Annotated in this window: 17 protein-coding genes; 1 reads left to right on the top strand and 16 read right to left on the bottom strand. The window is 36.5% G+C overall.

All coding sequences use genetic code 11. The features are described from left to right. Positions 1 to 29 precede the first annotated feature (29 nt). Positions 30 to 251 carry a hypothetical protein gene (locus RHTP_RS08070; RefSeq protein WP_138107612.1) on the top strand — a complete coding sequence of 74 codons (222 nt, stop codon included), beginning with the start codon at positions 30 to 32 and terminating at the stop codon, positions 249 to 251. On the opposite strand, the gene RHTP_RS08065 is transcribed toward RHTP_RS08070, so the two are convergent. From RHTP_RS08065 to murD, 16 genes are all read right to left on the bottom strand, one after another. Next, positions 216 to 749, bottom strand: a complete 534-nt coding sequence (locus RHTP_RS08065; protein ID WP_138107611.1) for a biotin transporter BioY — start codon at positions 747 to 749, stop codon at positions 216 to 218. The two genes, RHTP_RS08070 and RHTP_RS08065, sit on opposite strands and share 36 nt — an antisense overlap. Further along, positions 746 to 1528 (bottom strand): hypothetical protein, encoded by a 783-nt coding sequence (locus RHTP_RS08060; protein ID WP_138107610.1) that lies wholly within the window; start codon positions 1526 to 1528, stop codon positions 746 to 748. Before RHTP_RS08060 ends, RHTP_RS08065 begins: the two co-directional genes overlap by 4 nt. Then, a complete protein-coding gene (locus tag RHTP_RS08055; protein WP_138107609.1) occupies positions 1512 to 1919 on the bottom strand; it encodes a bis(5'-nucleosyl)-tetraphosphatase in 408 nt (135 codons plus the stop codon). The genes RHTP_RS08060 and RHTP_RS08055 overlap by 17 nt, the downstream gene beginning before the upstream one ends. A 3-nt stretch (positions 1920 to 1922) precedes the next feature. Further along, on the bottom strand, positions 1923 to 3173 hold the full coding sequence (gene fabF, locus RHTP_RS08050) for a beta-ketoacyl-ACP synthase II (protein WP_138107608.1): 1251 nt from the start codon (positions 3171 to 3173) through the stop codon (positions 1923 to 1925). A 121-nt stretch (positions 3174 to 3294) separates the two neighbouring features. Continuing rightward, positions 3295 to 3672 carry a ribosome silencing factor gene (rsfS, locus tag RHTP_RS08045; RefSeq protein WP_138107607.1) on the bottom strand — a complete coding sequence of 126 codons (378 nt, stop codon included), beginning with the start codon at positions 3670 to 3672 and terminating at the stop codon, positions 3295 to 3297. 4 nt (positions 3673 to 3676) lie between these two features. Continuing rightward, on the bottom strand, positions 3677 to 4267 hold the full coding sequence (gene nadD / locus RHTP_RS08040; RefSeq protein ID WP_171005788.1) for a nicotinate (nicotinamide) nucleotide adenylyltransferase: 591 nt from the start codon (positions 4265 to 4267) through the stop codon (positions 3677 to 3679). Further along, entirely contained in the window at positions 4264 to 4929 is a 666-nt protein-coding gene (locus tag RHTP_RS08035) for an HAD family hydrolase (RefSeq protein WP_138107605.1), read from the bottom strand. The genes nadD and RHTP_RS08035 overlap by 4 nt, the downstream gene beginning before the upstream one ends. A 9-nt stretch (positions 4930 to 4938) precedes the next feature. Beyond that, positions 4939 to 6621 carry a hypothetical protein gene (locus RHTP_RS08030; RefSeq protein WP_138107604.1) on the bottom strand — a complete coding sequence of 561 codons (1683 nt, stop codon included), beginning with the start codon at positions 6619 to 6621 and terminating at the stop codon, positions 4939 to 4941. A 197-nt stretch (positions 6622 to 6818) separates the two neighbouring features. Then, entirely contained in the window at positions 6819 to 7850 is a 1032-nt protein-coding gene (gene miaA, locus RHTP_RS08025; protein ID WP_138107603.1) for a tRNA (adenosine(37)-N6)-dimethylallyltransferase MiaA, read from the bottom strand. A gap of 98 nt (positions 7851 to 7948) precedes the next feature. Next, positions 7949 to 8176, bottom strand: coding sequence for a KH domain-containing protein (locus RHTP_RS08020; protein WP_138107602.1), 228 nt, complete (start codon positions 8174 to 8176; stop codon positions 7949 to 7951). A 244-nt stretch (positions 8177 to 8420) separates the two neighbouring features. Continuing rightward, positions 8421 to 9344 carry a cell division protein FtsQ/DivIB gene (locus tag RHTP_RS08015; RefSeq protein ID WP_171005787.1) on the bottom strand — a complete coding sequence of 308 codons (924 nt, stop codon included), beginning with the start codon at positions 9342 to 9344 and terminating at the stop codon, positions 8421 to 8423. A gap of 3 nt (positions 9345 to 9347) precedes the next feature. Next, on the bottom strand, positions 9348 to 10694 hold the full coding sequence (gene murC / locus RHTP_RS08010) for a UDP-N-acetylmuramate--L-alanine ligase (protein ID WP_138107600.1): 1347 nt from the start codon (positions 10692 to 10694) through the stop codon (positions 9348 to 9350). Further along, on the bottom strand, positions 10687 to 11772 hold the full coding sequence (murG, locus tag RHTP_RS08005) for an undecaprenyldiphospho-muramoylpentapeptide beta-N-acetylglucosaminyltransferase (RefSeq protein WP_138107599.1): 1086 nt from the start codon (positions 11770 to 11772) through the stop codon (positions 10687 to 10689). The genes murC and murG overlap by 8 nt, the downstream gene beginning before the upstream one ends. After that, complete coding sequence (locus RHTP_RS08000; protein ID WP_138107598.1) at positions 11762 to 12862, bottom strand: FtsW/RodA/SpoVE family cell cycle protein; 1101 nt, start codon at positions 12860 to 12862, stop codon at positions 11762 to 11764. Before RHTP_RS08000 ends, murG begins: the two co-directional genes overlap by 11 nt. A 26-nt stretch (positions 12863 to 12888) precedes the next feature. Next, on the bottom strand, positions 12889 to 13524 hold the full coding sequence (locus tag RHTP_RS07995; protein WP_171005786.1) for a LysM peptidoglycan-binding domain-containing protein: 636 nt from the start codon (positions 13522 to 13524) through the stop codon (positions 12889 to 12891). After that, positions 13514 to 14803 (bottom strand): UDP-N-acetylmuramoyl-L-alanine--D-glutamate ligase, encoded by a 1290-nt coding sequence (murD, locus tag RHTP_RS07990; protein WP_138107596.1) that lies wholly within the window; start codon positions 14801 to 14803, stop codon positions 13514 to 13516. Before murD ends, RHTP_RS07995 begins: the two co-directional genes overlap by 11 nt. Between the last annotated feature and the right edge of the window lie 137 nt (positions 14804 to 14940).

The raw sequence follows: 14940 nt of genomic DNA, 5'->3' as shown, positions 1-14940 counted from the left end.
AGATTACACACTTAAAATCCGGAGTTGATATGAAAATAGGACCTAAAGGCCCTTCTAAACCAAATGGTTACCATAGAGAAGTGAGCTCTTCTCTTATGCGAACAAGAGATAAAGTAAGGAAGCTTACCCAAAAAATCCCCCATGCTTTTAAAGCAGGGACAGTCCATTTTTCCAAACTTACAGCCGCCAATAAGGCCTCTAAAAAAATCAGTCACTTATTTACGGAAAAAATGAATACATTTAACCGCTAGCAAACGCTTAAGAGTATCTCCGCATAGGAAAGGAAGAACCCCTAAGGTTATAGCTTGTGCCCATCCTATAAAAGCTGCAAGCCAAATAGCCCCAAATAAATAGATAATTCCATCTCCTATCGATAGGACCCAAAAAAGCTGAAGTTTAGAAGCAGAGCGACTCAAAAAACCCATTACTCCTGCAGCTATTATATAGCCTAAGAGGTATCCGGCATTAGAGCCTAGTAAATGAGAAAAGCCTCCTACATAAGTTGCAAATACAGGAAGTCCTAAAGCTCCTTGCAATAAAAATCCTATTACAGCAAGCACTGTTCTTTTAGCTCCAAGTAGTACAGAAAGCGATAGAATCAGAGTATTCTGCAATACAATTGGCACAGGGGTAAAAGGAAGAGGGATAGAAATAGGTGCAGCTAATGCTATAAGGAAACTCATTCCCAATATAATAAGTGCTTCTTGTGCATAAGTTTTGGTTTTAAGCTGTATGCTCATTGTATTCATCGAGATCTCCTGTGACTTTTTAGTATGTCTGATAAAACCTGTTCCCAATCAGTGCAGGGAGAAGCGTATTTAGGTTCAGCGTGAGTTGCCCATCCAGGTATAGCTGAAATTAAAACAGACCCCTGCTCATTTAGTTTAAGAAATTTACCATGATCATCGCTAATGCTTCGATTCAAAGAGAAATTCCTATGAACCTCTATGTCTCTGATTAAGGTTTTATACCTCATGGCATAGGTATTAGTAGTAGAGGGGGTAGTGCGCCAATGACAGGTGTTGGTATGAAAAATTTTTGCAGATAGGTTCTGATATTCAGGTAGGAAATATTTATCTTTATGATCATATAGAGTGACATAGTCAACTCCTGGTAGAGTAAAAGATTCTCGCAATACCTTACACCAATGGGGAAGGTGGATATAATCATCTTCTAAAAAATAGATAATCGTCTGATCGGAAAACTTTTGTGAAGCTACATAATCGAGCATCCATAAGAAGGAGGCTGTTTCAGTTCCTCCTTGCATTTCAACCACAGGAAATCTTTTTTGTTCATGAATAAAATGTGGGGTTTCAGAAACGTGAAAAGCATCGAGCAGAAAAGTTATTTCTATCTTAGGATCATCGATTGTGCCCAGTAAATTAGCTAAGCAAAGCTCTTTAGTATAAGTGCGATATCTTTCTTTATGCGCACTTATTTCTGAATAGTGACAATGACGCACAAATACCTGAATGCTCTCTTTCTCAGGTTTTTTAATCCATGAAACCAATTTATGTAATATAGCCATCAAGATGCTTCCTTGCTTTTTTAAAAACATTTTTTGATTCTGGAAAGGAAATCTGCTTCATCGCTTCATCTAAATCAAACCATTTTGCTTGCAGAATCTCATCTGGCTGACATTTCACGGTCCCTATTACAAAAGCTGAAAAATAACTAACGGTCTTGGGCTTTTCTTGATCATAATAGCTTTCTGTAAAAGGCTCTAGAGAAAGGAATTGCTCAATACTTAAACCCGTCTCTTCTTTTAATTCACGAATAGCGGCTTCTTGAGCTGTTTCTGCTTTTTCAGCTCTTCCTTTTGGAAAGCCCCAATGTTGTCCATTTAGGTGCTGAATCAACAGTACTTGCCATTTCCCTTTTAATTTGCGAAAAGGGATAATTCCAAAAGAGGTTATCATCGTTTAATAGGGAGCAAAGACTAAACTGGAATTATGTCCACCAAAACCAAAAGAATTGCTAAGCGCTGCAGTTACTTTATGGGGCGTGGGTTTTACAACAATATCTAAACCTTGTATTTCCTCTTCTGGTTCTTCTAAATTAATTGTAGGATGTAGCGTTCCTTGACGCATTTGCTCAATTAGAGCTACCGCTTCAATCCCTCCTGCTGCACCAAGACAATGTCCAATCATTGATTTAGTAGCATTTATTTTAATATTTGCAGCATGTGGCCCAAAAGTTTGTTTAATCCCCCGTATCTCGCATAGATCCCCTACTTGCGTAGAAGTTGCATGTGCATTGATATAGTTAATCTGCTCTTTTGGTATACCAGAATTTTTAATTGCCTGCTCCATACATAGCTGAACCCCCCATCCATCTTCCCGAGGAGATGTCATATGAAAGGCATCACAATTAATCGCGCCACCTAGGTATTCACACAAAATAGGCGCATTTCTTGCTAAAGCATGTTCTAGGCTTTCTAAAACTAGAACACCCGCTCCTTCTCCAACAACAAATCCATCCCTTTTCTTATCCCAAGGCCTAGAGGCTTTTTGAGGATCTTCATTGTATTTTGATAAAGCATGACAAGCAATAAATCCTCCTACTCCAATTTGATTAATGGGAGCTTCGGTTCCTCCACATAACATAAGATCCGCTTCTCCACGAAAAATATGCTCTGCTGCCGCATGAATAGAATAGTTAGCTGTGGCACAAGCTGTAGAAATGGAGTAATTAGGTCCCATAAAACCCAATTCAATTCCCAATAAAGCACCAGCCATGTTGGTAATAATGAAAGGAACAAAAAAAGGAGTAAGACGTTTAAAACCTTCTTTTATAAGAGTTTGGGTGCCGTTATAAAACATATGCATTCCGCCCATACCAGAGCCTACGACCACACCGCAACGTTGTTTATTCAGCTTCGATAATAACTCAGGTGTTAGGAGCTGTGCTTGTTGTAGAGCCTTTTTTCCCGCTACAATTGCATAGCGAATAAAAGGATCAACCCGTCTTGCTTGTTTTTTGTCTAAATACTCACCCACTTCAAAATTGCGAATGCTAGCAGCAAATCTAGTGGGGTAATCTTGACAAGGAAATTCTTCAATAGGAACAACTCCGCTCTTTCCCGCTAGAAGCTGTTGATAAAATGTCTCTACATCTGTGCCAAAACAAGATGCAAGGCCCATTCCTGTAACAACAACCCGTTTTTTCGCCATAAAAAGCTCCCTATAAAATAAGCAGTTAGGATATACAAAACGGGCTAATTTTTGCAACTTGAGAAACAAGAGGTGGTTTTCTGTTAATAGCGATATGCTAAAAAGATAGGTAAAAAAAAATTTAGGCCTGCTTATCTGATTCAATATTGATTTTTAAATCTATAATACAGCCCTTGTTCCATAAATCTTCTAAACGGTATCTCTCCCTTAAACCTGGTTCAAAAATATGAACCATGGTATCTAAGTAATCGATAACGGCCCAATCGCCATTCTGCAGACCTTCTATATAAGAGGGCTTAAGGCCTGTTTTCTTTAGCTCATCAACGATAGTGCTTGCAATAGCACTTACATGTTTATCTACATTGCCTTCTGCAATAATGACAAAGTCAGCAAGCGAGCTAATGCCTCTTATATCAAGCGCTAAAATATTGCTGCCCTTTTTATCAAAAATAATCTGAGCAATTTGATTAAGATAGGGGGGAATTTCTTGAGTGTTCATGGCCTTAAGAGTATAAGTGATTTAATTGAATATAGTCTAGTATCTTTGATGGTACAAGGTGTTTACAAATTTTTTTTTGCTGCAAACGCTGGCGTATCGTTTTACCGCTAATTTCTATTAAAGGAATTTTTACAAAACCCTTTTCCAGCTTGATCTTTGCTTGAGAAGACACCTTAAGATCGATGGGTTGAGAGGTGGTAAATCGCGAGGCTACTAGAGGCTTGGCAAGATTTAAAAGCTCTTCTACTTGATGCCAAAGGTGTAAGCTGGGTAAAAGATCTTCCCCTAACAAAAGGAAGAGATCTATTTCCTCATTTTTTTTTAATCTTTTGACCGTATCTATTGTATAAGGTTTCTGCATTTGAATTTCCCAGTCTAGCAAAGTAAATGAGGGAATCTCCTCAATGACCAATTGCAGCATCTGAACGCGGTGTTCTATAGATGTATGAGGGGTTTTAAAAGCAGTGCTTTTGGCAGGACAAATTAAAATTTGGTCTAGATGAGCATGTTCTAGCAAATTAACTACCAGATTTAAATGGCCGAAATGAAAAGGATCAAAGCTGCCACCAAATAAACCAATTTTTTGCTTTTTCAAAGAATAGCCCATCCATTTTTATCAGCGATCTTCTTAAGCACCCGATCGGGATTGACTCCAATTGCTGTTCCTGCAGCTTCTAAAAAAGGTAAGTCTAAATGACTATCTGAGTAAGCTGTGATATTCTTATGATCAACACAGAGTTTTTGCGCCATTTCTAACATGTAAAAGGCTTTTTGCTTACCTGCTAGAACAAATCCAACAGCGGATAGTTTTCCTTCAGCATCAATTGCATAGTCGGTTGCTTTCCAGGCATGAAACCCTAACTTTAAAGCGAACTTTTTTACTAAAAAATCAGGAGAGTTTGATAAGAGAAGAGTATAATGTCCTAAATGTTGAGCCAGTTTCAAATGAGCAACCGAGGGTAAATAAAGCAACTGATTAAAATATTCTTCAACAAATAGATCAGCTGCTTGCTCTAGTAGGGATAATTGACGACCAGATAACGTCTGAAAAAAAATTGCTCGATGTAACTCAAGCAAATTTTTTTCCAGTATGTAGTAACGAAAATAAGAATAAACAGCATAAAATAAATGACCATAGTTTAACATATTTTGTCTAATTAAATAGCGACAAAAAGCTAAGCTACAATTACAAGTTGTTAAAGTGTAATCTAAATCAAATACGCTTAAATGCACCCAGTTCTTACTTAGATTAAGCATCGACTTCTATCAAATCTCCATCTCCGCTATCTGTTTTATTTTTTTCTTTATATCAACAATCGAACTATTGATTTTTTCTAAAACACTTTTATCGGTTTCCATTAGATCTCTGTACATGATTGTTTTTTCAAAGTCAAGGCCAGAACCCCCTAATAGTTTACGATACTGCTCTAGTTGTTCTTTTAATTCCTTACGCCTATTTTTCTTTTCAAAAAGAACAATCTGTAATTGTTCAAGTGCTTTTTGATCATCTTCTGATAACAGCATCAAAGTTTTTTCTTTATTGTCATTGATTAGGTCTTTAACTCTCTTAAAAAGCCTCTCTAACATTTGCTTTTCAGACTGTTTGAATTGAAACTCTTCGAAAGTTTTTTCTAAAGCCTTATTCTGTAAGGTTAATTGTTCAAGACTTAGCTCACTGGCTTGCTGTATTAAACTCTTCAAATCAGAGCTAAGTTTTTCTAAGCGATCTTTCTTTTCTTGCTCTTTTTCCTGCAGTTTTTGCATATGCATTTTTTCTGCTTCACGCGCTTTTTCTAAAATAGGCTTTTTTACATTGTATAATTGTTCTTTGAGTATCTGTACCTCTTCTCGTCCCAATAATACAGTCCTCATAAAGGCTAAAATTTCTGTCATTTGTTGATCGCATTCTTGAAGTGGTGTCTCTTCATGAATAGAAGCTGCAAATATTTGGATCTTTTCTGCTACTAGATCAAATCCTTGCTTAAAAAGTAGCTTTTTCTCTTGAGTTTCTTTTTTTCTTTCTTTCTCATAATTTTTGATCTCATCCCAACAAGTGCTTAACTTAACACGCGTTTCGGTAAAAACATGGGTATTTAGCGTCAAAACTTTAGCAATTTGCTGCAAATATTTAATTTCTTCTCTTAAAACATACCCTGGGAGTTGTTTCATCTCCCCTTCACGAAATTGAGAATACACAAAATACTCTACATCTTGACTAAATTTCTCAGAAATTTGCTTGATTAGTTCTTTACGTCTAGGAAAAATCTGATTTCCACATAAAGAAAGCCTCTCTAGCAATTTATTTTTTATTCGAATGCGCATTTCTGTCTTAAGAAGCTCTTTACGCAAAGAGTTAACTTTTACAGCTAATGCATTTAATAATTGCAATTCGCGTTGAATAATCGCATAAAATTCCCTATTTTTTTGAAGGGAAAAACATTCTTCAGGAAGCACAACATCTGCAATTAGCTCAAGCACTACATTCATGTCTGCTACATCTTTTTCTAGTGCTTGAATGGCTAATTCAATTTGTTCAACTGCAAATGCTGACTGCTGATCTACAATTTCCTTTAATTGCTTTGCCTCTGAGACAAGTTCAATATAAGAATTCCATAAATCAGCTCGAATTAAAATAGGCATATCTTCTTTGAATAAAGAAAGACAAAGTTTTCTAACTTCCCAGAAATCCTTAAAACGAGGAGCATTTCCTTGAGATAGGGCTTGACGCAAAAATTCCAAACTTAATCGGATTTTTTTTTCGCTATTTGCAACGCTCTGAAATTGCTCAAGAAACTCCATTAATGAATGGGTACTATTTTTTTCCTTCATATCGCTTGGGTAAGCATCAGACACGTCTTCTTGAGAATTATCTTTTTCGCTTTGTTTCTGCTTCGCAGTAAGTTCAGCAATACCGTCATTGCTGAAGTTCTTTCCGGATTCGCCTTTCATATCGTGATCTGAATTCATTGTACTGATGGTTGTGTTCTGTTTCAGAAAAAATTGGTTTTAAAGTTATAAACAGAAAAATACTAAATCATCTTAGTTTTTTGGTGAAGGATGAACCTATCATTAACAAATTTATTTTGCAAAAAATAACAAAATAGCTTATATAGTATTTTTTTTTGTATATAAAAAAAGCAAAAAATTTAAAAGCTTTGTTCATAATCTCTAATGATTATTTCAGCCGCTATTTCTATTGAAACTTTGTTAAGGTTCAACCAGCGAAATAAGGGCTCCTTACGAAACCAGGTAAATTGTCTTTTAGCATATCTTCTTGAAGCTTGTTTAAAACGTGTAATAAATTGTTGTAAATCTTCTTGTGTTTTAGGTGATAGTAAATAGCTTAAACATTGACGATAACCAATTGCTTGGGAAGCGGTTTGGTTTTTGCTTAACCCTTGCAATTCTAGTTGCTTTACCTCTTCAATAAAGCCCTTTTCTAGCATTTCATCGCATCTTTTTTCAATTCTAGGATATAAAATCTCTTTTGGCATATATAAAAACCAACAGCGAAAATCATATATCTCTGATAATTCTGAAATAACTGGTAGCAGGGCTGATACCTTATTTCTAGTTACAGAAATAATCTCTAAAGCACGCACAATTTTTTGTCTATCTTTCGATGTAACAGTCATCGCATAATCTGGATCCAATGTTTTTAAACGTTCATAAAGCGCTTCTGTACCTAGCGCATTCATCTCTGTTTCTATTTTTGCTCGCAAGTCCGGTTTAGACGCAGGTCCGCTAGGGGGACCATAGATTAAAGAATGGATGTAGAAACCGGTCCCACCGACTATAATGGGAACAGCTCCCCGATCCAAAATCTCTTTAATTGCTAAATTTGCTTCCTTATAAAATTCTACCACATTAAATGTTTCATCTAAACATCGGCTATCAATCAAATGGTGAACAACTTCGCTTCTCTCTTCCAAACTAGCCTTAGCAGTACCAATGTCCATCCCTCGATAAACTTGCATAGAATCAGCTGAAATAATCTCGCCGCCAATTGCCTTAGCAATTAATAAAGACAGTGCGGTTTTACCCACTCCTGTAGGCCCTGCAATGATGATTACTTTTTTCTTTTGAGACCTCGGAATTAATTTATGGGTTTGTTCTAAGGGGAGCTGCGTTAATAAAAGCTGTAGTTCTTTATCTTCACAAATACCTGCAGTACCCACATCTACTCTCTTTGTAACTCATATTGTGACTCTTTTAAGTTAACATACCTCTTTTTTTTTGGAAGCATGCAAAAGAATCGTCTGAATTCTAAAGTCAATTAAAGCACCTCTACTCTCACTCGGCAATTAAAACGCGCACCAATTGCGCCAACAATGATCCTTAAGGAACGAATAGTACGCCCTTGCCTACCTACCACTTTAGCCACATCATTAGCAGACACTCTTACTTCAACAGTTGTTTCTTTCTGATTATCAATTACTTGAACATTTACCTCTTCAGGAGAGTCAACTATGTTTTTAATAATATAAGCAATAAATTCTTTCATAATTTTAAATTATCCTAATGGTACTATTTGAAAAAATCTGGTTAAACACATTCTTAGCTAACATATTAATTGAGCTTCAATAAGATATCACTAAAAAATAAAAGGGAAATATCTTTTAAAGAGATAAAAAAAAATTGAAATCTTGCAAAGAGAACTCATTAAAGAGTATAGCTCAAATTAAACCTTCTTGCGTCTTGAATCAGAAGACGAACCAAAACAGCGCTAGCTGTAATCGTTCTGAGATTTAAGACGCACTTTGTACAAAAGCTAATTTTGATAGACGCAGATCGATTACCTTTTCTCTTAATCGTAAAAAGGGCTGATTTATCTGTAAGGTTGCGCTCTTTTTTTCTTGCTCAATTAATCCCTCTTTTAAATTCAAATAATTAATAAGTTGTTCTTTATAATTCTTTGTACCTAAGCGAAGAAGATGAGGAAAAACAATTTGTTGTTCTAGTCCATTTTGCCATTGTACAATGACATTATCCACTGTTAGAACAATCTCTCTCTTACCACAACTAGAAGCAAATGCCTGAGAAAGATCAATACGCACCACATGGGATAAACCCAATTCATGGATCAGTTGAAGCAAAGAAAAAGCCAGATTTACATAAGCCCCTGTCATGGCTTCTTTCCATCTCACAACAGGTTTATCAGAGTCCGTAGATCTTTTGCCAAAAGAAGACAGCCCAAAGTAGATATACGGCAGGTTTTTAGGGGAAAGAAAAGGATAAAAAGGAAAAGGATAACCTGCTTTATCCATCACCACATTTTCGTAGTCCTCAACCCATGCAACTGGTTGACGAATCGTATAATCTATGTAAAGAGCAGCGGGCTTTAATACTTTTACATCTGCCTGATTGATTAAAGGAGAAGAAAGCAAACGCTGTTTAGCTACCTCTTCATTAAAAAAAACCACACTGGTTGGAACATCTCGAGAAATCTGCAAAATTTCCGCTAGATACTCTGTTTTTAAAGCTTCTTTTTGTGGACCTGTTTGGATAATGGAGTGGATTTGATTATCATAGCTAAAAGCTTTCTGGTATTTTTTTTTTAAATACTGTTTTAGATAAGCAAAAGACCCTCCTGTACATAAAAGCGTAGAAACAATAATCCAACCAATTGCATAAGAAAGAGGTAAACGTCTAGAGAGTTTTAATCGAGACATCATCTAAAGATTTTCCATAATATCATAAGATAGGTTGTTGATATCTCCAGCCCCCATAGTTATTAGACAGTCCCCTGCTTTAAGAATTTTTACAAGCTGACAAGATAATTGACTGCGGGAAAAATGATAAGCAGGACGCCTAGCTTCTCTGTTAATTTCATGTAATAAACGCCCCTCATCAATCTCTTTAATAGGAGCTTCTCCAGCTGCGTAAATGTCTGTAATAACCACTATATCAGCAGCCTCAAAAGCAGCCCCAAATTCGTCTAAGCAGGCTAAGGTACGCGAATAACGATGTGGTTGAAAAGCCAAAACAACCCTTTTAGATCCCATTGCATTTTTTATGGCTCTCAAAGTGGTAAGGATTTCCGTAGGGTGATGAGCATAATCATCATAAAAAATGACTCCTTTTACGGCTCCTTTATACTCTAAACGCCGATTTATCCCTTTAAAGTTGATAAAAGCGCTACGGATTTTCTCTTCTTCTATCCCTAATTTAAGACAAAGACCAAACACTGCAGATGCATTGAGTATATTATGCCTGCCTATTATTGGTACTTCTATCTCTGGATAATGTTTATTTTCAAAACAAATAGTAAATATATTTTTCCATTTATCCTGACGATGGCTTTCTATAAATAGCGCATTTTTTTTATCAAACCCATAGCTATACCCTTTAGCTACCATCTCTGATAACCATAGATTATCCCCATGCCAAAAAAAATGTTCTAAAGAGGTGATAGAATCAATAAACCGTTTGAATCCCTCAACCAATCCATTCATGGTCTGCCAGTAATCAAGATGGTCATGATTGATATTTGTGATAATTGCTCCAAAAGGAGTATATTTTAAAAAAGATCCATCACTCTCATCTGCTTCCGCAACAAAATAAGGCCCTTCTCCATAGCCTGCATTAGTATTTGAACCATAAATAAATCCACCTAGCGCAAAACTTGGCTGCATCCCTTTTTCAAGCAAAACATGAGTCAGAAGAGAAGAGCTTGTTGTCTTCCCATGAGTTCCTGATACTAATAGAGCTTTTTGAGATTGCATAAATAAGGCGAGTAAATCAGACCTATGCAAAATGTTAAGCTTATGCGACTTTGCAAACATAAGCTCTGGATTATCAGGAGAAATAGCACTGCTGTAAATAACAAGGGCATCTAAAGGAATCTGTTCTTTTTTATGTCCAATAAAGATCTTAGCCCCTTTTTCTTGTAATCTGTTTGTAGTGCAAGAATGCATGACATCGCTTCCGCTAACCATTGCGCCTTTTTCTAGAGCAATTAATGCTAAACCGCTCATTCCAACCCCACCAATACCAATGAAATAATAGTGTTTGTTATACATTCAGAGCCTCTATAATAAGATCGCTCATTTCCTTTTTTTCACTTTTAAGATTTTGCAGAGAAACACGCATTTGCTCTCCTACTTCTGGGTTTTTAGTAAATGCACTTAAAAACTCTAGGATTAATCTTTGCATATCGCTTCCTTCTTCAATTACATAAGCTGCAGATAAACGCTGCAGAAACAGAGCATTTTCTCTTTGGTGCTGCTCTGTTGCATAAGGATAAGGAATAAGTATTGCAGGCATTTGGTAGTGAATGATTTCAGCTATTGTAGCAGCGCCTGATCGACAAAGAGCTAAATCCGCAGCATAGAAGACTCGACTCATATTTTTCTCAAAGGTTTTAATAAATGCGGGGATATTATGTCTTTTACAGAATTGTTCTACTTCAACAGATGTTGATCTACCCACTAAATGTATGATCTGAAAAGGCATCTCTTTAGCAAGCAATTGTTCACAAATACTCAAAACTGCATGATTAATGGCAGATGCTCCTTGAGAGCCTCCAAAAATCAATAGAGTAAAACGATTAGGCTCTAACTGAAGTTGTTCTCTTGCCTTTGCTTGCGATAAGTTAGGCTCTTTTGCCCTTAAAGGCCAACTCACTTCTATTAGATTACCCTTGATTTTCTTTGCCAGAGGTAGATGAATTGCGGTATGGGTAGCAAAAGAAGAAAAAAACCTGGTCACCTTTCCTGCTACTGTATTCGATTCAAATAACATGAAAGGTTTTTTTTGCAATTTTGCTGCGCATAAAATAGGAAAGGCATGAAAACTGCCAAAACCGATGATAAGATCTGGTTTAAAACTTTTCAGAAAAAAACAGCTTCTGGCGACTGCTTTGAGCAAAGCATATAGCGCCCCTAAACGCCTAGTTAACCCTTTCTGAAAAGGTGTTTTGGCCAAAACCTCATAAAAGTTAAAACTCTTTCTATCAAAATACACATTTTCTTTTAATCCAGATCCAACAAATAGAACTTCTATCTCTTTTTCTTGCAGCTTTTTAGCAATCTCTTGTGCAGGCAAGAGGTGTCCGCCTGTTCCTCCTGCAGCGATTATCACTTTTTTTTTAATCATCATTTTTTAGTTGTTGTTTAGCTTCTTCTGCCACTTTAACAATAACGGTTAGTGCGAGCATATTTGCAATTAAAGAAGATCCTCCTTGGCTAAAAAAAGGAAGATTTGTGCCCTTGCTAGGTAATAACCCTGAAACTATACCTAAGTTTAAAAAAGCTTGAAAACAAATCAGAAAGGTAAAACTTGCTACAAGATAAAACCCACCGATTTCCTTTACTTGCAATGCAATGGCAAAACCACAAAAGGCTACCATAGTATACAGAAAAATGAGAATACTCATCCCGATAAAACCACACTCTTCTGCAAAAATGGCTGCAATATAATCACATCTAGCCTCTGGAAGATACTCTAGTTTTTGCAAACTCTCACCTATTCCTCTGCCAAATAACCTACCAGAGCCCGCTGCAATTCTTGCTTGATAAGGCTGATGTCCCTTGCCTTTCAGATCATATTCTGGATGTAAATAAATCTTTAATCGATCCGATACATGAGGCATTTGTGAAGCAACTACAGCGCCTATACAGCAAATAATCATTAAAGGTAGAGCCCAATACACCCACTTAACCTGACTTAAGATGAATAAAATAATTAAAGCAGAGAGGATAATGAATACTGTCCCATTATCGGGCTCAATTAGAATTAAGCCTAAAGGAATACAAATAATACCTAGCAAGCGTAAAAACTGTACCCAATCCAAAGAGTTTTTTTGCTTAGTGACCGCATAGATATAATATAAAGGGATTACATATTTAACAAATTCTGAAGGCTGTAAAGAATTCCCAAACAGACTAATCCAACGACGAGCTCCATTGAGTTTAGGTCCAAATACCAAAACCAGGATTAAACCTATAACCCCTAAAAAAAGCAGCAATGGACTCAATGACAAAAGAGATCGATATCCCACCGACCAAATAGCAATCACGCCTATTGCGCTTACAGCTGCATAGAGGATTTGCCGTATCAATGCATAATAAAGACTGCGGTCTGAGAAACGATCTAGAATTTGTGCAGAGGATGTATTAAAGACCATAACAAGGCCTAATACAAAAAGTACAGAAATAGAGCTGAGCATGATAAAGACGTAACGATTCATGAGATCCTTTGAAAACAAAAAAGCTGTTAACGAATACGCAATTTATCCCCAGGTCGTAGTTTTCGAGCTTTTTCTTCACTCATCTCATTTAGTTTCAAAAGATTTTCTAGCTTAATGTTATTTTTCTTTGCAATAGTCGAAGGATTATCTCCTTCTTTTACAATATAGTATACCGTTTCCAAAGCAGGACTTGTAGTAAAAGCTGTATCATTAGATGGGATTTTCAGCACCTGACCAATACGCAAATGAGATGTTTGCAGCCCATTTAGTCGCATAATTTCATTAACTGTGGTGTGATATTGACGAGCAATCTTTTCCAACATATCTCCCTTTTTTATCGCAACCTCTGCTAACTTTTCCATGTTATTTTCCAAAATGGAAGCTTGAGGTAACTTAATCTCCTCTAAAGCGATAGGACTTTGTATGACTACAGGTTGTTCTATGTGAGAGCGTTGCTTTGCAAATTGCTCTAAAGCGTGATCTACAGCATCTCCTTTTTGGATAACTGCTTCTTTTTTTGGGGAAACATCTACAATGGGCTTCAATGGTTCTGGCTGATAGCACGTATCATGCACAGGTGGCTTCAAAGCGCTGGCAAATAAAATAATTAGCAAACCTGCATTAACCAACACAGCAATAATAATGGTATCTTTACGACTCATAACTCTTTCCATCCCTTAATAAGCGCACTTGATACTGAAATTCTTTTCCTCTATGAGCATAGTCACAAAACATATCAAAACTTGCACATCCTGGCGAAAGTAAGACGCTCTCTTTTTCCTTGGCAAGCTCCTTTGCCATAACTACCGCTGATTGCATAGAGTCAACACATATAACAGGAATAAAAGGGTGCAATTCTTGTTCTATTTTTTTTGCTGCTAGGCCAATTGCTAGTATTTGTCTTACTTTTCCTGAAAAAGGTCTTTTCCAGGCTGTATATGAGCTTCCCTTATCAACCCCCCCAGCAATCAAGATCACTTTCCCTTTCATTGCGCGTACAGCACAAATAACCGCATCTATATTTGTGCCTTTACTATCATCATAGTAATCAACTCCATCAATAGAAGCTATACATTCTAATCGGTGTGAAGGCCTACAAAACGTGGTTAAAGCTTTCTTAAATTGTGTATGGGAAATACCAAAAGGTTTACAAAGAGCCCAAGCTGCTAATGTATTTTCCCTTTCATGCTCTGCACATTCTCTATATAGTGATGATGAAAAATATTCAAGATCTTTTTGATAAAAATCTAATGTTTGGTATTCGTTTTTTTCCAAAAGAAAACCAAACTGCTCTACCACTTTCTCCTGTATAAATAAAGAACCCTTCTCTTTCATGCAATTTTGCAAACGCAGTTTGGCTTTTGCATAAGCTTGCATATCAGGATAACGATCTAAATGATCTGGTGTAATATTAAGAATAGCCGCTTGATCAAATACAGGAGAGTCTAAAGTTTCCAGTTGAAAAGAGCTCAATTCAACCACAAGAACCTCTGCTTTTTTAGAATCAAGTACGTAAGAACAAAGAGGCACACCGACATTTCCCACTGCTTTTGCACAAATTCCACTTGTACTTAGAATATGCTCCACTAGCAGAGCTACAGTGGTTTTGCCGTTGGTTCCTGTTACCGCTATTAAAGGCTCTGAAATAAAAGGTAAAGCTAACTCCACCTCTGTAACAACAGGAATACCCCTATTTTTAGCTGTTCTGTAGATTACATGTTTAGGATCAACTCCCGGTGAAATAACGCATTGATCTATTTCTTCCCAACAAATAGCTCCCAAATCAGAAATACGCTTTAAGCCAAGCTCTTCTAAACAAAGAGCTTCTTCAAGATCCCCCAAATAATCATCAAAAGCACATACATTTTTTTTATGCAATAGAAGTAGTTTAGCAGCAGCTCTTCCGCTTTTTCCTAGCCCTAAGATAAGCGTACTTTTCATGAAAACCCTCTAAATATCAAAAGCTTAAAGTTTATGCTTATTTTCTACTAAAACTACAAGATTTGTTATTTAAAAACTATAGATGCCAAGGATTCGAATGTATTGTTTTTAAGAAGACCATGGTCTAAAGCATCCAA

The sequence above is a fragment of the Candidatus Rhabdochlamydia sp. T3358 genome (genome assembly GCF_901000775.1).
Taxonomy (GTDB): Bacteria; Chlamydiota; Chlamydiia; order Chlamydiales; family Rhabdochlamydiaceae; genus Rhabdochlamydia.
The sequence above is the reverse complement of the archived record's forward strand: the minus strand, read 5'-3'. Positions and strand labels throughout refer to the sequence as shown.